Origin of the sequence: Roseomonas sp. USHLN139, assembly GCF_037145735.1 — a bacterium.
Taxonomy (GTDB): domain Bacteria; phylum Pseudomonadota; class Alphaproteobacteria; order Acetobacterales; family Acetobacteraceae; genus Pseudoroseomonas.
Map to the genome: position 1 here is coordinate 163,470 of NZ_JBBCWY010000003.1, position 18,099 is coordinate 181,568.

An 18,099-nucleotide genomic window follows, 5' to 3' on the forward strand; every position below is an offset into this window, starting at 1 on the left:
CATCCTGCGCGGTGGGGCAGGCATGGTGCGGCGCGACATCCGAAGCATCAAGGCGGCGGCGGGGGATTTTCGGCCCCATCGCCGCCGCCCTGGATCGCTCAGCGGGATTCCAGCGTCAGCCCGCCATCGACCACCACGGTCTGCCCGGTCACCATCCCCGCGCCGGCCAGGAGGAAGAGAATAACGTCGGCGAGGTCGTCGGGCTGGCAGCGGCGCTTCAGCAGCGCCTTGGCGGCGGAGGCGGCGCGGCGCTCCTCGGTCCATTCGACCATCCAGGAGCTGTCGACGGCGCCCGGAGCCACCGCATTGACCCGCACCTCGGGCGAGAGGCCGCGCGCCAGGTTCTTGGTCAGGCTGACCACGCCGGCCTTGGTGGCGCCATAGGCCATCGAGCTGCCCGGGCTGTCGAGCCCGGCGATCGAGGCGACGTTCACCACCGCGCCCCGCGCTTCCTTCAGCGCCGGCGCTGCCGCCTTGGCGCAGCGGAAGACGCCCAGCAGGTTGACCTGCAGCACGGTCGCCCAGAGCTCTTCCGTCAGGCGGTCGAGGGCGCTGGGCGGGATCAGCGTGCTGGTGCCCGGCGTGCCGGCATTGTTGACCAGATAGTCCAGGCCACCCAGCGCGGCGATGGCGGCTTCCACCATGCGCGGGCCGTCGGTGGCATCGCCGACATTGCCGGGGGCGGCGATCACGTCATGGCCGGCGGCCTGCAGCTCGGCCAGCACGCCGGCGGCGCGGGCATCGTCCGCCAGGTGGTTGACGGCAACGCGGCAGCCGGCGGCGGCCAGCTGCTTCACGGTCGCCAGACCGATGCCGGAAGCGCCGCCGGTGACCAGGGCGCGCTTGCCGGTAAGCTCGTAGCGGATCATGCCTTGTCCTTCTCCTGAACCGTCATCGGGTCGAGGCCGGCCATCGGACCGATCTCGCGCACCGCCTTCTTCAGCGCCAGCAGCCGGCGGTCGCGCTCGGCCAGCAGGGCAGCCGGATCGGCGCCGCCCCAGTCATAGAGGCCGCGACCGGCCATCACGCCGCTATGGCCCTGGGCGAGGGCCGCGTTCAGCGCGTCGCTCTGGCCGCGGATCGGCGGCGGTGCATACATCCTGTTGGCCAGCGCATGGGCGGAGAGCTGCAGCCCGGTGAAGTCGCCCTTGGCCATCTGGCCGAGCAGCAGCAGCCGCAGGCCGAGGCCGTGGATGATCGCCTCGTCGATCTCCTGCGGGCTGGCATAGCCTTCGTCGAGCAGGCGGTAGCATTCCAGGCTGAGCGCGGATTGCAGCCGGTTGGCGATATAGCCGGGCAGGAAGCGGCGCATCACCAGCGGCACCTTGCCCATGGCGCGCAGCATGGTCGCGACGTCGTCCACCAGCTCGGGCGGGCATTCGGGGCTGCCGACCAGGTCCACCAGATCGACCAGATAGGGCGGCGTGTACCAGTGCATGATGATCGCCCGCGGCAGCCGCGCGGCCGGCATCAGCGGGAAGACATCGAGGTAAGAAGTATTGCTGGCCAGGATGGCGCCGGGCGGCATCACCGCGTCGAGCTCTGCGAACAGGGCGCGCTTGGCGTCGGGCTTCTCGATGATGGCCTCGATGACCAGCTCGGCCTCGGCCACCGTCTCGGCCAGCGCGGCATGCAGGGTGACACGCTCGCGCAGCCCCTCGGCCGAGAGCACCCCGGCCTCGTCGGCGGCGGCCAGGGTCTGCCGCGCCTTCTCCATCAGGGCGGGCGCGCGGGCCAGGGTTTCCGGGTTGCTGTCGTTCAGGCGCACGCGATGGCCGCCGATGGCGAAGACCAGCGCCAGGGCATGGCCCATCAGCCCGGCGCCGATGATGGCGATCCTCATGCCGAAACCTCCGGCGCCCAGGGTTCCGGCGCGCGGTGGTCGATGCCGGTCATCACCTCGACGACAACGGTCTCGTCCGCGGCCATGGCCTCGCGCAGCGCCGGGCCGATCTCCTCCGGGCGTTCCACGCGGATGCCGCGCAGCCCGAAGCCCGCGGCGATGGCGCAGAAATCGGTGTGCTCGCCGAAGCGCAGCAGGGTGCCGGCGACCTCGGGCCGGTTGCCGGCGGCGCGCACCAGGTTGGGCCAGCCCTGGCCGAAGCCGCGGTTGTTGTTGATCACCAGGGTGATGGCGATGCCGCGGCGCTTCGCCGTCTCCAGCTCGGTCAGGTGGTAGTAGAGCGCGCCGTCGCCGCTGTAGCAGACCACCTTGCGCGCGCCCGCCGCGCATTTGGCGCCGAGGGCCGCGGGAAAGGCCCAGCCCAGCGAGCCCGCCGCCCGCAGGTAGCGCTGCCCGCTGCCGTTGAAGTCGATCAGCGTGCCGGTCCAGATGCCGGAATAGCCGGTGTCGGCGACCAGCACGCCATCCTCGGGCAGGTTGGCGGAAATCTCGGCGCAGAGGCGAGCGGGGTCGATCGGCGCCTCGGTGCTGGCCAGGCGCGGGGCGATGGCCGTGCGCCATTCCTGCATCTGCCGGCCGGCCGCCGCCGCATAGCCGCCATCGCGCGGGGCGGTGCCGAGCAGCGGCAGCAGCGCCTCCAGCGCCGTGCGCGGATCGGCCTGCAGCGACAGCGCGGCCGGGCAGCGGTCGAGCTCCAGCGGGTCGGCGTCGATCTGCAGCAGGGTGGTGGCGGGCCCCGGGATGCGCCAGGCATGGGTCACCTGGTCGCCCATGTCGCAGCCGACCAGCAGCACCAGTTCCGCCTCATGCAGGATGCGGTTGGCCGGGGGGGCGGAGTAGCTGCCGGCGACGCCGATATTGAGCGGATGCCGGCTGGGCAGCAGGTCGCGGGCGCCGAGGCTGGTCGCGATCGGCGCCTGCAGCCGCTCGGCCACCGCCAGCAGCGCCTCGCCGCAGCAGGAGAGCGCGGCACCGTCGCCGGCCAGGATCGCCACCTTGCCGCCGGCGTTCAGCCGTTCCGCCAGATCGGCCAGGATGGCGGCGTCCGGCGCCGGGCGGTGGCGCGGGGCGTTCCATGCGGAAAAGTTGCCGGGCTCGGCCTGGCCGGTGTCGCCCTGCTCGATCACCTCGCCCATCAGCCCGTTGAGATCCAGATGCACCGGGCGCGGCGGCGCGACGGTGGCCGCCGACCAGGCCTGGCGGAACAGCCGCGGCAGGTCGGAGGCCGCCTCGACGGCGACCGAGGAGCGGGTGACCGGGGCGAAAAGCGGCCCGTGCGGCACTTCCTGATAGGCGTTGCGGTGCTGGGCCGCGGGCTGCTTGCGGCCCGACAGCGCGATCATCGGCGCCCGGCCGAGCCAGGCATCCTGCAGCGCGGCGGCTAGGTTGGCCGCCCCCACCGACTGGGCGGCGACCACCCCGGGGCGGCCGGACATCCGGGCATAGCCATCGGCCATATAGGCCGCGCCCTTTTCCGAATGGGCCAGCACCGGCTGGACGCCCAGCGCCTCCAGCCGCATCAGCGTCGGCCGCAGCACGGCATCGATGAAGAAGACATGGCTCTGGCCGGATTGCGCCAGGCTGCGCGCCATCCATTCCGCCCCGTTCAGGCTCATTCCCGGACCCCATTCCCTCGTTTTGCCGGCGAGCCTGCCCCCGTTGGCCGCCCAGGACAAGGCACCCCCGGCAAGCGCGGCAGCCCTGCTTTGCTTGCCTTTGCGCGGCCCCTCCGCTACCGCCCGGCGGCAAAGCCATGACCCAAGCGCCCCCCGCCCCGACACCCCCGCTGCCCGAGCTGCGCGCGAGCGATTTCGACTTCGAGCTGCCCGAGGCGCTGATCGCCCAAGGTCCGGCGCGGCCGCGCGACTCTGCCAGGATGCTGGTGGTGGGCGAGGACGGCCCGGTGGATGCCGGGGTCGCCGCGCTGCCCGACTGGCTGCGGCCGGGCGACCTGATGGTGGTGAACGACACCCGCGTCATCCCGGCGCGGCTGCGCGCCCGGCGCGGCCTGGCGCAGGTCGAGATCATGCTGAACCGGGCCGAGAGCGGCGGCCTCTGGCACGCGCTGGTGCGCAACGCCAAGAAGCTGCGCCCGGGCGACCTGCTGGACATCGAGGGCGCGCCGGAGCTGCGCCCCCGGGTGGTCGAGCGGCAGGAGGGCGGCGCCGTGCTGCTCGATTTCGGCCCCGACCAGGCGCTGCTGGCCGCCGTGCTGGAGCGCGCCGGGGAGATCCCGCTGCCGCCCTATATCGCCCGTCCCGGCGGGCCGCGGCCGGAGGACCGGGAGGACTACCAGCCGATCTTCGCCCGCCAGCCCGGCGCGGTGGCCGCACCCACCGCCAGCCTGCATTTCACCCCGGCGCTGCTGGAGGCGCTGCGGGCCCGCGGGGTGGGGCAGGTGGCGCTGACCCTGCATGTCGGCGCCGGCACTTTTCTGCCGATCCGCGGCGACAACCCGCGCGAGCACAAGCTGCATGCCGAATGGGGCGAGATCTCTGCCGAGGCGGCGGCGGCCATCAACGCGACGCGGGCCAAGGGCGGGCGCATCGTCGCCATCGGCACCACCGCGCTGCGGCTGCTGGAAAGCGCCGTCGACGACCAGGGCGTGGTCCACCCCTTCCGCGGATTAACAGAGATATTTCTGCTGCCGGGGCATGTCTTCCATTCGGCCGACCTGCTGCTGACCAATTTCCACCTGCCCAAATCCAGCCTGTTCATGCTGGTCTCGGCCTTTGCCGGGCAGGCGCGGATGCGCGACGCCTATGCCCATGCGGTGGCCGAGGGCTACCGCTTCTATTCCTATGGCGATGCCTCGCTGCTGTTCCGGGAGATTTCCGCGCCATGACCCTCTCCTGGAGCTGCCAGTGCCAGGACGGCAAAGCCCGCGCCGGCACGCTGCACACCGCGCATGGCGAGGTCGCCACCCCGGTCTTCATGCCGGTCGGCACCGCCGGCACGGTGAAGGGGATGACCGCCGATGCGGTGCGCTCGACCGGCGCGCAGATCGTGCTGGGCAATACCTATCACCTGATGCTGCGGCCGGGGGCGGAGCGGGTCGGCCGGCTCGGCGGGCTGCACAGGATGATGGATTGGCACGGGCCGATCCTGACCGATTCCGGCGGCTTCCAGGTCATGTCGCTGTCGCAGCTGCGCAAGCTGGACAAGGACGGCGTCACCTTCCAGAGCCATATCAATGGCGAGCGCTTCCGCGTCACGCCGGAGCGCTCGATCGAGATCCAGCACCTGCTGGATGCCGACATCACCATGTGCTTCGACGAATGCACGCCCTTCCCGGCGACGCATGAGGTCGCGGCCAAGAGCATGCGGCTGTCGATGGACTGGGCCGCCCGCTCGCGCGCCGCCTTCGTCGAGCGCCCGGGCTACGGCCTCTTCGGCATCCAGCAGGGCAGCGTCTTCGAGGATCTCCGCGCCGAGAGCGCCCGCGCGCTGCGCGAGATCGGCTTCGAGGGCTATGCGCTGGGGGGCCTGGCCGTCGGCGAAGGCCAGGAGGAGATGTTCCACGTGCTCGACTTCGCCGTGCCGATGCTGCCGGAGGAGAAGCCGCGCTACCTGATGGGCGTCGGCACGCCGTCCGACCTGATCGGCGCGGTGTCGCGCGGCGTCGACATGTTCGACTGCGTCATCCCGACGCGCTCGGGGCGGACCGGGCGGGCCTATACCAGCCGTGGCGTGATCAACATCCGCAACGCCCGCCATGCCGAGAGCCTGGCGCCGCTGGACCCCGACTGCGACTGCCCGGCCTGCACGAAGCATTCGATCGGCTATCTGCACCACCTGTTCAAGGCGGGCGAGATGCTGGGGCCGATCCTGCTGACCTGGCACAATATCCGCTACTACCAGGCGCTGATGGCGCGGCTGCGCCAGGCCATCCTGGAGAACCGCTTCGCCGCCGAGGCCGAGGCGATCCAGGCCGGCTGGGCCAAGACGGAGGAGATCCCCGCATGACCACCCATGATGTCTCCGGCCTGACCATGCTGGGCCGCCAGGTCGCCGCCCCGGCCAGCCCGGAAGAGGCGGTGCTGGAGCGCGTGCCCAATCCGCATCCCGGCACGCGCTACTGCGTCCGCTTCGTCGCGCCCGAATTTACGTCCCTGTGCCCGCTGACCGGGCAGCCGGATTTCGCGCATCTGGTGATCGACTACGTGCCGGGTGACTGGCTGGTCGAGAGCAAGAGCCTGAAGCTGTTCCTGACGTCGTTCCGCAACCACGGCGCCTTCCACGAGGCCTGCACGGTCGGCATCGGGCTGAAGCTGGTCGAACTGCTGGACCCGGCCTGGCTGCGGATCGGCGGCTACTGGTATCCGCGCGGCGGCATTCCGATCGACGTCTTCTGGCAGACGGGCACGGCGCCGGAGGGGGTGTGGATCCCCGCCCAGGACGTGCCGCCCTATCGTGGCCGGGGGTGAGACCCCGCCGCGCCTGACGCGGCCGCCGCTGACGCCCGAGGGCATGACGGCGGCGATCCGCGACCAGGCGCTGGCGCTGGGCTTCGATGCGGTGGGCTTCGCGCCGGCGCATCTGGGGCCGGAGGTGCGCGCCCGGCTCGACGCCTTCCTGTCAGCCGGGATGCAGGGCGAGATGGGCTGGCTGGCGGATAGGGTGGAGCAACGCGCCCATCCGCAGTCGCTCTGGCCCGAGGCGGTCTCCGTCGTCGCGCTGGGGATGAATTACGGGCCGGATGTCGACCCGCTTTCTGTCCTGGAACAGCGCGACCGGGCGGCGATCAGCGTCTATGCGCGGAATCGCGACTACCACGATATTGTCAAGAAGAAGCTCAAGGCGCTGGCGCGCTGGATGGCGGAGAGCTGGCGCGGCAGCGACGTGAAGGTGTTTGTCGATACCGCGCCGGTGGCGGAGAAGCCGCTGGGGCAGGCCGCCGGCCTTGGCTGGCAGGGTAAGCACAGCAACCTGGTCTCCCGCGACTTCGGCTCCTGGCTGTTCTTGGGCGAGGTCTTCACGACGCTCGACCTGACGCCGAGCGGCGCCGAGACCGACCATTGCGGACGCTGCAGCCGCTGCCTCGCGGCCTGTCCGACGCAGGCCTTCACCGGGCCGTACAAGCTCGATGCGCGGCGCTGCATTTCCTACCTGACCATCGAGCACAAGGGCCCGATCCCGGAAGAATTCCGGGTGGCGATGGGCAACCGCATCTATGGCTGCGACGATTGCTTGGCGGTGTGCCCGTGGAACAAGTTCGCCTCCGCGACCGCCGAGCCGGGCCTGGTCGCGCGGGACGACCTGACCGCACCGCGTCTGGCCGAGCTGGCGGTGCTGGACGACGCGGCCTTCCGGGCCATGTTCAGCGGCTCGCCGATCAAGCGGATCGGGCGCGACCGCTTCGTGCGCAACGTGCTGAACGCCATCGGCAATTCGGGCGATGGGTCGCTGCTGCCGGTGGCCTCGGCGCTGGTGGAGGACGCGGCCGAGGTGGTCGCCGATGCGGCCCGCTGGGCCGTCTCCCGTCTCACTGCTGTCTGACAAAAAAAGAAGGGGGGGCGGGGGAATACCTTCCCCCGCGCTTACTGGCCTTCCTGCGTCACCCGCCGCGCGATCCCGCCCGCCAGCACTTCCGCCATGCACTGGTAGCCCAGGTCGTTCATGTGGAACCCGTCTTCCGACAGCATGAGCACCGGCTGCGGCAGGGCCTGCCAGTAGCGCATGATGGCGTAGCGCCGCATCATCGGCACGCGCTTCTCCACCGCCACGCGCTCGATGCTCTGCACGAAGGTCATGTAGAGTTCCTCCTTCGGCGTGCTCGGGAAGTATTGCGGGTTGATCAGCACCAGATCGCGGCCCTGCTCGAGCACGAAGTCGATGCCTTCGCGCAGGATGCCGGTGAAGGCCTGGGCGGTGATGCCCTGCAGCGCGTCATTGGTGCCGAGCTGCCACAGCACCACGTCGGGCGCCCAGTCCAGCACCGCCCGCTTCATCCGGGCCAGGGTGGTCGAGGCGACCTCGCCGCCGATGCCGTCATTGCGCACGGTGACGTCTGCGCCGGGCAGCAGGCGCTTCAGGGCGGCCGCCAGCCGCGGCGGATAGGCATGCGAAGGCACCGAGGCGCCGATCCCGGCGGTGGAGGAGGAGCCGATCGCCAGGATGCGGACCGGCTGCCGCTCGCGGATCAGCGTCGCCATGCGGGGCAGGGCGAAGCGCAGCGCGCGCAGCTCGTCGGGGACGGTGCAGGCGGCGGGGACGTTGTCGGTGGTCACCGGCGGCGGTGGCGCGGCGGCGGTCGCCGGGGGGGCGGCCGGCGCCTGGCGCGGGGGCGGGACTTCCGTCGGCAGCTCGGCCAGGGCGGCGGCGGGGGCCAGAGCCAGCGCCGCCAGCAGCAGGAGGCGCGCGACGCGGATCAGCAGGCTCGGCGATCGGTGGCGCATCCCGGCGTCACACCGCCGCCGGCAGCGGGGCGGCGGGCGGCTTGCTGCCGCGCCGCTTCTCGGTGACGCAGAGCATGGCGGCGACCAGCACCTGGGTGCCGACGCCGGCGGTGACATAGGCGATGTCGAACAGCGCGCCGTCGAAGCCGGTCTGCTTGAAGGCGACGCCGGTGATGCTGACCACCAGCCCGGTGCAGAAGACCGGCAGCGAATGGCGCCCCATCATCGCCAGCGGATGCAGCCGCGGCAGCGCGCGGGCCCAGGCCTGCAGCGGCGAATGCACCACGACATAGCACAGCGCCAGCACGTGCAGCAGGCGCGGGGCGGAGAGGAACTGCTTCTCCGGCACCGTCAGGAAATCCGGCAGCGGCGCCAGCCAGCCCGGCGCCGGCAGGCCGGTGCCCCGGGCCACGAGCAGGCCGAGCAGCAGATAGGCCAGCGCCGCCCACCACCACAGCCGGTGGTAGGTGGTGGCGGCGCCCAGCCGGTTGCGCCGCGCCCCCATGGCGAAGCCCAGCACGAAGAGGAACTGCCAGGCCAGCGGGTTGAAGAACCAGCCGCCGGGGATCGGATAGGTGTGGAAATTCGTCCCCGTCAGCCCGGCCGCCAGCCAGAGCGCGGCCGAGACGGCGATCGCCGCGCCCATGCTGCGCGCCGCCAGCGCCATCAGCAGCGGCAGGGTGCCGATCAGCACGCAGTAGAGCGGCAGGATGTTGAGGAAGCCGGGCTGGTAGCGCAGCGTCACCGCATCGACCAGCGCGCCGGCCGGGTCGAGCATCAGCGGCTCCAGCGCCATCACCGAGAACAGGCCGAGATCGCCCTTGCTGATCGCCATGGTGGCGAAGACCGCGCCGCCGAGCACCACCAGCGCCAGATGCGTGGTGTAGAGCTTCACCGAGCGGCTCAGCACCTTGCAACTGGTGCTGAGCTTCTCCTGCGCCAGGTACTTGCCGAAATAGGCCGAGGCCGCGGCATAGCCGGCGAAGAAGACGAACAGGTCGGCGGCGTCGGAGAAGCCGAAATTCTTGTGGGTGAACTGCTCCAGCACATTGCCGGAGACGTGATTGACGAAGATCGTCACCAGCGCGAAGCCGCGCCAGACGTCGAGCGCGGTGTCGCGCCCGGGGGCGGCCAGGCTGCCGGCCGTGGCGGCAAGCGGGGAGGCGACAGGCGGGATGGGCGTGGCGCTGGCAGCCGCCATAGCGCAGACTCCTGGACGTTCCGGTCCGGCCGGAGCCTGGTCGGCCGCGAGGGGCCCAGCTCGCCGGGGGCGCGCGCGCGATTCCGCGGCACCGCAGCAACAACCCGGCGTTGCAGCAGAGGTTGCCTTCACGCTGCCGCGTGGCGCGCCGGCCGGTTCGCCCAGCTCAGGCCGGGGAGAGGTCCACCGAGACCTCGAGGGCGTGCTGGCCGCCGCCCAGGATGATGCCGCGCAGCGGCGAGATGTCGTTGAAGTCGCGGCCCCAGCCGAGCACGACGTGCTCCTCCCGCACCACCAGGTCGTTGGTCGGGTCCAGGTCGATCCAGCCCAGCCCCGGCCCCAGCCAGGCGCCGACCCAGGCATGCGACTGGTCGGCGCCGAGGCGGGCCACCGCCCCCGGCGGCGGCAGGGTGCGGATATAGCCGGAGACATAGCGCGCCGGCAGGCCGAGGCCGCGCAGCCCGCAGATCATCAGCTGGGAGAAGTCCTGGCAGACGCCGGCGCGCTGCGCCAGCAGCTGGCCGACCGTGGTGCCGATCGAGGTCACGCCGGCGCGGAAGGTGAATTCGCGGCGGATGCGGGCGTTGAGGTCGAGCAGCCCCGCCAGCAGCGGCCGCCCCGGCCAGAAGGAGGGCAGCACATAGTCGCGCGCCCCGGCATGCTCGGGCAGCAGCGGCGAGGGCAGGGTGAACTCGGCGGCCTCCGGGTCGCGGGCGGCGGCGCGGGCGACCGCTTCCCAGGGGGCGGAGGCCTCGACGGGCGGCGGCGGCGGGAAGGCGACCTCCACCTCCGCCTCGGCCACCACCTCGAAGCGGGCATGCGGCCGGTCGAGGAACAGCCAGGTCACCCGGTTGCCGAAATGGTCGATGTCGGTGGCGACGCGGGCCGGCTCCGGCGCGCAGGCGACGCTGTCCCACAGCACCTGCTGCTGCGGCAGGGCGCGCGGCGAGAGGTGCAGCATGTGGGTCGCGATATCCACCGGCTCGGCATAGCGATAGGCGGTGGCATGGCGGATGCGCCACCTCATGCGGCACCCCAGAACAGCACGGCGGGCTCGGCGGCGGGCTCGAGGCCCAGGCTCTGCGCCGGCGGCAGCAGGGCGAAGAAGCGGCGGGCGATGGCGTCCGAGATGGCGGCCATCTCGCCCTCCAGCGCGGCGATGCGCGGCGCCAGCTGGGCGGCCGCCTGGGCCTGGTCGGCCGCCGCCAGCAGGGCGCGGGGAATGCCCTCCACGGTCGCCATCAGCGCCTCGACCGCCGGCAGCAGGCCTTCCTCGGTGCCCCCCTCGAGGTCGGTCAGGCGGCGGCGCAGGGCGGCCAGCTGGTAGCCCAGGCCGCGTGGATTGCCCGGATCGGCCAGCACCAGGTCGAGCGCCGGGGCCGGCTGCAGCACGCCGAGGTAGCGGCTGCGATAGGTGATGACCGAATCGCAGAGCTCGAGCGCCAGCCGCAGCCCGCCCTCGATCCGGCTGGCCGGCTGGGCGAGCGCGAAGCCCAGCTGCGCCGCGATGGTCTGGCCACGCTCCACCCGGCGGCCGAGGTCGAGGAAGGCATAGCCGCCGGCGCGCACCATGTTCTCGGCCGCGGCGCCGGCGACGCCGGCGCTGTAGCGCAGGATGCCGCCGAGCACCGCCTCCAGCCCCGCCATGCCGCGATGCGGGGCGGCGGCCTGCAGCTGGATGGCGCGCAGCGGCAGCGAGAACAGGGTGTGCATGTCGCCGGTCAGCCGGTCGCGCACGCCCTCGACCAGCCGGCCGATCTCGGCCATCAGCCAGGCCACGCTGCCGCCCTCGCGCAGCGCCCGCCACAGCGCCGCCTGCAGCGCCGAATGGGCCGCCGCATTGGGCAGGTCCTCGGCCTCGGCCAGGCCGGCATGGCGCAGCGCCGCGGCCAGCGCCGCCAGCTCCGCCAGCTCGCGCGGCAGCAGCGGGCCGCGGTCGAGGCGGGCCAGCACGGCGCGCATCAGCCGGGCGGCGCCCTCCAGCCGCTCCACGTAGCGGCCGAGCCAGAACAGGTTGTCGGCGACGCGGGAGGGCAGCTCGCCGGCGGCGCGGCGGATCGGCAGCGGCGGCAGCGGCAGGGCGGCCGGCCCGGTGATCTGCGTGCCATCCTCGCTCAGCACCCAGACATCCTTGGCGGTGCCCTGGCGCGGCAGGCGGCCGGCCAGCCCCTCGCCGGGCTCGGGCGAGCGCGCCAGCCCCCCCGGCAGGGCGCGCCACTGCCCGCCCTCCTGCACCAGGAACAGGCGCAGCACCACCGGGCGCGGCGCCAGGCCCTCGCCCACCGCGCTGGGCGCGACCGAGGGCGGGATGTCGCGCAGGGCGACATAGTCCTGCGGCCGCTCGGCAATGCGGGCCAGCTGCCCGGCCAGCGCCGCGTCGGAGAGCTGGCCGAGCGCCTGCCCCGCCATGGCGCCGTCGAAGGCGGGGCGGATGGTCCAGTCGGCCGGCGCCTGGCGCAGCAGGGCGAGCGCCTCGGGCTGCGCCAGCCAGTGCGATTCGACGGCGGGCAGGGCCAGCGGCGCGCCGAGCAGCCGCCCGGCCAGGGCGGGCAGGAAGGGGCCGAGCGCCGGCGCCTCGACCATGCCGCAGCCCGGGGCATTGACGATGCGCACGGCGCCGTTGCGCATGGCGTCCAGCAGGCCGGGCACGCCGCCCTGCGACCCGCCGAATTCCAGCGGGTCGAGGTTGCGGCCATCGACCCGGCGCAGCAGCACGTCGACCGGCTGCAGCCCCTTCAGCGTCTTCAGGAACAGTGCGCCGCCGCGCACCGTCAGGTCGCCCGGCTCGACCAGGGCGCAGGACAGCTCGCTGGCCAGCAGCACATGCTCGAACCAGAGCGGGTGGTGCACGCCGGGGGTCAGCAGCGCGACGGCGGCGTTGTCGGAGCCCTGCTGCGCCTTCGGCGGCGCCAGGCGCTGCAGGCTGTCCTGCCAGAAGTCGAAGAAGGGCCGCAGCGGCGTCACCTGCTGGCCACGGAACAGGTTGGGCAGGACGCGGCCCAGCATGCGCCGGTTCTCCTGCGCATGGCCGATGCCGGCGGCGCGGCTGGTGCGGTCGGCCAGCACGTGCCAGCGGCCGTCGGGGGCGCGGATCAGGTCGGCGGCATAGGTGTGCAGCAGCGGCGCCCGCGGCGGATGCGCGGCGCTGCGGCAGGGGCGCAGAAAGGCCGGGTTGGCGAAGACCAGGGCCGGCGGCAGCAGCCCCTCGGCCAGCAGCCGCTGCTCGCCATAGACGTCAAGCAGCACCGCCTCCAGCAGCCGCGCCCGCTGCGCCAGGCCGGCGGCCAGCTGCGCGAACTCGCCGGCCGGCAGCACCAGGGGCACGGGATCGCAGCGCCAGGCGCGCGCCGCGCGGCCGGCGCCGGGCAGCAGGGCGCCGACCCCCTCATCCTCGAAGGCGCGGTCGAGGCGGCGCGCGGCCTCGGCGACGGCGCTGCCGCGCGGCGCCGCCTCCGCGGTCAGCGAGGGCGGCAGGTCGGAGAAGGCGGCCAGGATGCCGCGCCAGTGCGGTCGCACATGGCCACGGCCATCGACCATCTCATCGGGCGGAGCGGCGTTCACCCGCCCGGCGGTATCATGCCAGACGGCGCAGGTCGAGCGTCCGGCGCAACTCGGGCGCCTCCACCGGACGCGGCGCGGCGCTGGCGCCGGGGCGGTGGCCCAGCGGCATGAAGCGGGCGCGGCGGCGCGCCTCGGCCTCGTTGGCGTTCACCGGGAAGCGCTCGTAGTTGCGGCCGCCCGGATGCACCACATGGTGGCTGAAGCCGCCCAGCGCCCGGCCGGTCCACTGGTCCCAGAGCTCGAAGACCAGCGGGCCCTGCGCCGGGATGGTCGGATGCAGCGCGGAAGCGGGCGCCCAGGCCTTGAAGCGCACGCCGCCGATGAATTCGCCGGCGCGGCCGGTGGGCGCCATCGGGATGGCATGGCCGTTCACCGCCAGGGTCAGCCGCTCCGGCGCCAGGCCGGTGGCGCGGATCTGCAGCCGCTCGGTCGAGCTGTCGACATAGCGCGCGGTGCCCGAGCCGGTGCTCTCCTCGCCCAGCACGTGCCAGGGCTCCAGCGCGTGCCGCAGCTCGAGGCCGACGCCCTGCAGGCTGGTCTCGCCCAGCAGCGGGTAGCGGAAGGCGAAATGCGGCGCGAACCATTCTTTTTCCAAAGGCGCGCCAAGGGCCTTCAGCTCTTCGATGGCGTCCCAGAAATCCTGCTCGGCATAGTGCGGCAGCATGAAGTCGTCGTGCAGCCGGGTGCCCCAGCGCACCAGCCGGCGCTCATAGGGCGTCTGCCAGAAGGCGGCGATGGCGGCGCGCATCAGCAGCGTCTGCGCCGCCGACATCTGCGGGCTGGGCGGCATCTCGAAGGCGCGGAACTCGACCAGGCCGCGGCGGCCCGAGGCACTGTCCGGCGAGTACATCTTGTCGATGCAGAACTCGGTCCGGTGGGTGTTGCCGGTCATGTCGCAGAGGATGTTGCGGAACAGCCGGTCGGTGATCCAGGGCGCCACGCTTTCGAAGGGGCGGACCTGCTGGAAGGCGATCTCCAGGTCGTGCAGCGAATCCTGCCGCGCCTCGTCGATGCGCGGATGCTGGCTGGTCGGGCCGATGAACAGGCCGGAGAACAGGAAGGAAAGGCTCGGGTGGTTGTGCCAGAAGCCCAGCAGCGACTTCAGCAGGTCGGGCCGGCGCAGGAAGGGGCTGTCCTCCGGCGTCTCGGCGCCCATCACCACGTGGTTGCCGCCGCCGGTGCCGACATGGCGGCCATCCAGCATGAACTTCTCCGCCGCCAGCCCTTCCTCCCGCGCGACCGCATAGAGCTGCTCGGTGCGGGCGACATAGTCGGGCCAGGAATGGGCGGGGTGGATGTTCACCTCGATGACGCCGGGATCCGGGGTCACCGAGAAGCTCAGCAGCCGCGGGTCGGCGGGCGGGCCATAGCCTTCCAGCACCACCTTGCGGCCCTGGCTGGCCGCCGTCCGCTCGACCGCGGCGCAGAGCTCCAGCCAATGCTCCAGCAGGGCGAGCGGCGGGAAGAAGACATGCAGCTTGCCGCCCCTAGCCTCGACGGTCAGCGCGGTGCGGACCAGCTTCTCGGCCTCCTCAGGGGTGCCGGGGAAGGGGGCGCCGGGCAGGCCGCCGGAAGCGCCGCCAGACTTGCCCCCCGTCGGGCGTGGCGGCAGCGGCGGGATGCCGATTCCGCCGCCATGGCTTGCGCGGGCGGCCGGGCCGATGCCGGTGTCCGGCCAGGGCTGCTCGAGCCGCTGTTCCTGGGGCGCGAAGCCGCCGACGGCCGGCTGGGCGACCAGCGCCGGCTGCGGCCAGGCGCGCTGCGGCAGGCGGTGGGCGGGCGGCAGCAGCGCGCGCGGGGCGAAAGGATCGGCCTCGACCGGCAGCTCGATGCGCGCGGGATCGGCCCAGGGCAGGCTGTCCAGCGGCAGCCGCAGCCCGATCGGCGAATCGCCCGGGATCAGGAAGAGCGGCGCGTCGCGGAAGAACCAGCGGGCGGTCTCCCAGCCCTGCGCGCCGCGCTTCAGCGGCAGCACGGCGCCGACGCTCGCCGCCAGCCCCTCGCCGAAGAGACGCGCCAGGCGCGCCCGCTCCAGCGGGTCGCGCAGCTTCGAGTCTTCCGCCAGCACATTGGCCGGCAGCCGCTTCTCCTTCCACAGGTAGTAGTGGATGTCCTCATGCGCGGGCAGCACGCGCTCGGGGTCGATGCCCAGGCGGAAGGCCAGCGCCTGCGCGAAGGCCTCGGCATCGGCCGCCGTCGCGTCGTCGACATCGTCGTCATGGGCGAGGAGGGAAGGATCATCCCAGACCGCCTCGCCATCGGCGCGCCAGAAGGCGTTCAGCGCCCAGCGCGGCAGCGGCTCGCCCGGATAGTGCTTGCCCACCGCGTATTGCACGATCGCGCCCTGGGTCCAGAGCGGCAGCAGCCGCTGCAGCAGCCGCGCCGCCAGCCTGCGCTTGGTGGGGCCGAGGGCGGCGGTGTTCCACTCCGCCCCTTCCTGGTCGGTGGCCGAGACGAAGGTCGGCTCGCCGCCCATGGTCAGCCGCACGCCGCCGGCGGCCAGCTGCCCGTCCACCATGTCGCCGGCCGCCAGGATCGCCTGCCACTGCGCCTCGGAATAGGGCTTGGTCACCCGCGGCGTCTCGCGGATGCGGGTCACGCCCATCGCGAAGTCGAATTCGACCTCGGCCTTGCTCATCAGCCCGGAGATCGGCGCGGCCGATTGCGGCTCCGGCGTCGCGGCCAGCGGGATATGCCCCTCGCCGGTCAGCAGGCCGGAGGTGGCGTCGAGCCCGACCCAGCCGGCGCCGGGCAGATAGACCTCGGCCCAGGCATGCAGGTCGGTGAAGTCGGTGGCCGGGCCCTCGGGGCCGGTCAGCGGCTTCTGGTCGGCGGTCAGCTGGATCAGGTAGCCGGAGACGAAGCGCGCCGCATAGCCCAGGTGGCGCAGCGCCTGCACCAGCACCCAGGCGCTGTCGCGGCAGGAGCCGCGGCCTTCGCCCAGCGTCTGCTCGGGGTCCCAGACGCCGGGCTCCAGGCGGACGATATAGGCGATGCGCTCGGCCAGCATCTGGTTGATGCCGGTCAGCATGGTGACCGTGCCCTGCTCCCCTGTCGGGATTTTCTTCAGGAATTCCGCGAGCTCCGCCCCGACCGGCGCGGCGCGGCGGAAGGGGGCGAGCTCCTGCTCCAGCGCCGGGTCATAGGCGAAGGGCCAGATCTCCGCCTCGGGTTCCAGGAAGAAGTCGAAGGGATTGATGGTGGCCATGTCGGCCACCAGGTCGACCGTCACCTCGAAATGCCGCACCGGCTCGGGGAAGACGATCCGGGCCAGGAAATTGCCCTGCGGGTCCTGCTGCCAGTTCAGGAAATGCGGCTTCGGGGAGATGTTCAGGCTGTAGGACAGCACCGGGGTCCGCGCATGCGGCGCCGGCCGCAGCCGGATGGTCTGTGGCCCGAGACTCACCGGCCGGTCATAGGCGTAGCGGGTGCGGTGGGTCAGGGCGACATGGATCGACATGCAGGATTCCGGCTCTCGTTCCTGCGCCGCAGCATTACCCAGGCCCTAAGGCATGGCTATCCTTTTCCGGGGATGTTTCTGCGCCGGCCGGACGCGCCCTGCCGCGCAACCGGGCGCCGCCGGCCGGATCAGCGCGGCGTTTGGGCAAGCTCGGCGGCGGTCATCTGCGCCGCGCGCTCGGCCTCCGGCAGGCGGGGCAGGGAGGACAGGCGGCGGAGCGTCTCCGCCGCGCCCAGCCGGAAGGGGGCGGCGCCCAGCCACTGCTCGGCGGCGGCGCGATCGCCCATCTCCAGCGCCGCGGCGACGGCGTCGAGCGCCGGGATGGTGACATCGGCCAGGGCCTCGGGGTCGATGCCCAGCGCGGCGCGGGCCTCGTCGCGGCCCTTGCGCAGCTGGAAGGCGGTGGTGACCGAGAATTCCGGCGTCCAGAAGGGATCGTTGGCGAAGCTGGCGGCCAGATGCTCCAGCGCCGCCACCGCCCGCGCCGCCGCGGCCGGCTGCCCGTCGAAGCGCGAGAAGTCGCCGAAGGTCCAGGGCGCCGCCAGGCCGGGGCGGCGGATGCTGTCGCCGAAGCCGACCGGGCTGGTGGTCTTGCCCTCGCCGCAGGCGGCGAGCGGCAGGAGGGGGAGGAGGGCGAGGAGCGTGCGGCGATGCATGGCGCCCAGCCTAGACCCGCGCGGCGCGGCGCGGGAGGCGGCCCGAGGCGCCTGGACAATTCGACACGAAGAGTTGGTCTCACCCGCCCGGCGGCGGCGGCATCGGGACGGCCGAGGGCACGGCCAGTGCGCGCCGCGCCATCTTCGCCAGATCCTCGTCCGGGAAGGCGGCCAGCCGGCGCAGCCAGGTGCCGCGCTCCGGCAGCTGCCGCAGGTGGAAGACCAGCCAGAGCAGCGATTCCCGCTCCGCCGGCCGCGCCATGGCCACCGACAGGCGGGCGGGATCGAGATGCGGCAGCAGCCGGATCAGCAGCGGCAGCAGCTCGGCCCCGGCCCGCCAGTCGGACAGATAGCGGTCCATCAGCCAGCCGGCATCCGTGCGGTCGACCAGCGGCGCCAGCAGCCGCCGCGCCGTGCCGGTCTCCAGCGCCGCCCAGCGCAGCGGGTCGCCGCGCCGCGTCCGTTTCAGCGCGGCATGGCCGGGCAGGGGGCGGTCGGCGCGGTCCACCAGCCAGGCCTTCCACCGCGCCCCGCCCCAGCCGGCCAGTGCCCGCATGGCCAGGACGCGCAGCCCCCAATAGGGCAGGGCCAGCGCCAGCCCGACCTCCGCCCGGCGCGGCGCCGTCTCGTGGCCCCCGGCCAGCAGCACCAGCCGGTCGGCCAGCCGGCGGAACCGGTCGGGCGTGCCGGGAGCGGCCAGCAGGGCCTGCAGCGTCGGGCCGGTGTCGCGCGTCATCCCGCTCTGCTGGCCCGGCCGCGGCCGGGCGGCAAGCGCCGCGCCGGTCAAGCCTTCGCGCAGGACCGAGGGCGCGGCATGCCCCGCCTGCGCGATCCGCCCTTGCCCCCGGCCGCCGGCGCTGCCACACACCGCCGCGTTTGCCGTCGCACCGCCGCGGCGCCCCAAGCCGGGCCCCAGCCCG

At 73.1% G+C, this 18,099-nt stretch carries 14 protein-coding genes; 4 read left to right on the forward strand and 10 right to left on the reverse strand.

Annotated features, from left to right (window positions below; genetic code table 11):
• Positions 1 to 98: 98 nt before the first annotated feature.
• The 3 genes from WFI16_RS11260 to WFI16_RS11270 are packed head-to-tail and all read right to left on the reverse strand — an operon-like array spanning position 99 to position 3,519.
• Positions 99 to 869: an SDR family NAD(P)-dependent oxidoreductase gene (locus WFI16_RS11260; RefSeq protein ID WP_419897936.1), complete on the reverse strand. Its 771-nt coding sequence runs from the start codon at positions 867 to 869 to the stop codon at positions 99 to 101.
• Positions 866 to 1,843 (reverse strand): 3-hydroxyacyl-CoA dehydrogenase family protein, encoded by a 978-nt coding sequence (locus WFI16_RS11265; RefSeq protein ID WP_419897937.1) that lies wholly within the window; start codon positions 1,841 to 1,843, stop codon positions 866 to 868. Before WFI16_RS11265 ends, WFI16_RS11260 begins: the two co-directional genes overlap by 4 nt.
• The gene (locus tag WFI16_RS11270; RefSeq protein ID WP_419897938.1) at positions 1,840 to 3,519 is read right to left on the reverse strand and encodes a thiamine pyrophosphate-binding protein; all 1,680 of its coding nucleotides are present in this window, start codon (positions 3,517 to 3,519) and stop codon (positions 1,840 to 1,842) included. Before WFI16_RS11270 ends, WFI16_RS11265 begins: the two co-directional genes overlap by 4 nt.
• Before the next feature lie 137 nt (positions 3,520 to 3,656).
• On the opposite strand from WFI16_RS11270, the gene queA reads away from it, so the two are divergent.
• From queA to queG, 4 genes are read left to right on the forward strand one after another with little or no spacing between them, the layout of a single operon-like run.
• Positions 3,657 to 4,748 (forward strand): tRNA preQ1(34) S-adenosylmethionine ribosyltransferase-isomerase QueA, encoded by a 1,092-nt coding sequence (queA, locus tag WFI16_RS11275; RefSeq protein ID WP_442970667.1) that lies wholly within the window; start codon positions 3,657 to 3,659, stop codon positions 4,746 to 4,748.
• A complete protein-coding gene (gene tgt / locus WFI16_RS11280) occupies positions 4,745 to 5,869 on the forward strand; it encodes a tRNA guanosine(34) transglycosylase Tgt (RefSeq protein WP_419897939.1) in 1,125 nt (374 codons plus the stop codon). The genes queA and tgt overlap by 4 nt, the downstream gene beginning before the upstream one ends.
• A complete protein-coding gene (queF, locus tag WFI16_RS11285) occupies positions 5,866 to 6,330 on the forward strand; it encodes a preQ(1) synthase (RefSeq protein ID WP_419897940.1) in 465 nt (154 codons plus the stop codon). The genes tgt and queF overlap by 4 nt, the downstream gene beginning before the upstream one ends.
• A gap of 43 nt (positions 6,331 to 6,373) precedes the next feature.
• Positions 6,374 to 7,402: a tRNA epoxyqueuosine(34) reductase QueG gene (gene queG, locus WFI16_RS11290; protein ID WP_419898199.1), complete on the forward strand. Its 1,029-nt coding sequence runs from the start codon at positions 6,374 to 6,376 to the stop codon at positions 7,400 to 7,402.
• Positions 7,403 to 7,443: 41 nt separating this feature from the next.
• Here queG and WFI16_RS11295 read toward each other — a convergent pair whose 3' ends face one another.
• The 7 genes from WFI16_RS11295 to WFI16_RS11325 form a co-directional block, all read right to left on the reverse strand.
• The gene (locus WFI16_RS11295; RefSeq protein WP_419897941.1) at positions 7,444 to 8,301 is read right to left on the reverse strand and encodes an SGNH/GDSL hydrolase family protein; all 858 of its coding nucleotides are present in this window, start codon (positions 8,299 to 8,301) and stop codon (positions 7,444 to 7,446) included.
• A 7-nt stretch (positions 8,302 to 8,308) separates the two neighbouring features.
• On the reverse strand, positions 8,309 to 9,502 hold the full coding sequence (locus WFI16_RS11300; protein ID WP_419897942.1) for an OpgC family protein: 1,194 nt from the start codon (positions 9,500 to 9,502) through the stop codon (positions 8,309 to 8,311).
• Between the two features lie 166 nt (positions 9,503 to 9,668).
• A complete protein-coding gene (locus tag WFI16_RS11305; RefSeq protein WP_419897943.1) occupies positions 9,669 to 10,529 on the reverse strand; it encodes a transglutaminase family protein in 861 nt (286 codons plus the stop codon).
• Positions 10,526 to 13,063, reverse strand: a complete 2,538-nt coding sequence (locus WFI16_RS11310; protein WP_419897944.1) for a circularly permuted type 2 ATP-grasp protein — start codon at positions 13,061 to 13,063, stop codon at positions 10,526 to 10,528. Before WFI16_RS11310 ends, WFI16_RS11305 begins: the two co-directional genes overlap by 4 nt.
• Positions 13,064 to 13,076: 13 nt before the next feature.
• Complete coding sequence (locus WFI16_RS11315; protein WP_419897945.1) at positions 13,077 to 16,523, reverse strand: transglutaminase family protein; 3,447 nt, start codon at positions 16,521 to 16,523, stop codon at positions 13,077 to 13,079.
• A gap of 128 nt (positions 16,524 to 16,651) precedes the next feature.
• The gene (locus tag WFI16_RS11320; RefSeq protein WP_419897946.1) at positions 16,652 to 17,179 is read right to left on the reverse strand and encodes a hypothetical protein; all 528 of its coding nucleotides are present in this window, start codon (positions 17,177 to 17,179) and stop codon (positions 16,652 to 16,654) included.
• A gap of 79 nt (positions 17,180 to 17,258) precedes the next feature.
• Positions 17,259 to 17,915: a hypothetical protein gene (locus WFI16_RS11325; RefSeq protein WP_419897947.1), complete on the reverse strand. Its 657-nt coding sequence runs from the start codon at positions 17,913 to 17,915 to the stop codon at positions 17,259 to 17,261.
• Positions 17,916 to 18,099 lie beyond the last annotated feature (184 nt).

What these genes read in the sequence shown, in the direction of transcription:
- WFI16_RS11260 (WP_419897936.1), bottom strand. Translation starts at nt 869, where the DNA reads ATGATCCGCTACGAGCTTACCGGCAAGCGCGCCCTGGTCACCGGCGGC.
- WFI16_RS11265 (WP_419897937.1), bottom strand. Translation starts at nt 1,843, where the DNA reads ATGAGGATCGCCATCATCGGCGCCGGGCTGATGGGCCATGCCCTGGCG.
- WFI16_RS11270 (WP_419897938.1), bottom strand. Translation starts at nt 3,519, where the DNA reads ATGAGCCTGAACGGGGCGGAATGGATGGCGCGCAGCCTGGCGCAATCC.
- queA (WP_442970667.1), top strand. Translation starts at nt 3,657, where the DNA reads ATGACCCAAGCGCCCCCCGCCCCGACACCCCCGCTGCCCGAGCTGCGC.
- tgt (WP_419897939.1), top strand. Translation starts at nt 4,745, where the DNA reads ATGACCCTCTCCTGGAGCTGCCAGTGCCAGGACGGCAAAGCCCGCGCC.
- queF (WP_419897940.1), top strand. Translation starts at nt 5,866, where the DNA reads ATGACCACCCATGATGTCTCCGGCCTGACCATGCTGGGCCGCCAGGTC.
- queG (WP_419898199.1), top strand. Translation starts at nt 6,374, where the DNA reads ATGACGGCGGCGATCCGCGACCAGGCGCTGGCGCTGGGCTTCGATGCG.
- WFI16_RS11295 (WP_419897941.1), bottom strand. Translation starts at nt 8,301, where the DNA reads ATGCGCCACCGATCGCCGAGCCTGCTGATCCGCGTCGCGCGCCTCCTG.
- WFI16_RS11300 (WP_419897942.1), bottom strand. Translation starts at nt 9,502, where the DNA reads ATGGCGGCTGCCAGCGCCACGCCCATCCCGCCTGTCGCCTCCCCGCTT.
- WFI16_RS11305 (WP_419897943.1), bottom strand. Translation starts at nt 10,529, where the DNA reads ATGAGGTGGCGCATCCGCCATGCCACCGCCTATCGCTATGCCGAGCCG.
- WFI16_RS11315 (WP_419897945.1), bottom strand. Translation starts at nt 16,523, where the DNA reads ATGTCGATCCATGTCGCCCTGACCCACCGCACCCGCTACGCCTATGAC.
- WFI16_RS11320 (WP_419897946.1), bottom strand. Translation starts at nt 17,179, where the DNA reads ATGCATCGCCGCACGCTCCTCGCCCTCCTCCCCCTCCTGCCGCTCGCC.
- WFI16_RS11325 (WP_419897947.1), bottom strand. Translation starts at nt 17,915, where the DNA reads ATGACGCGCGACACCGGCCCGACGCTGCAGGCCCTGCTGGCCGCTCCC.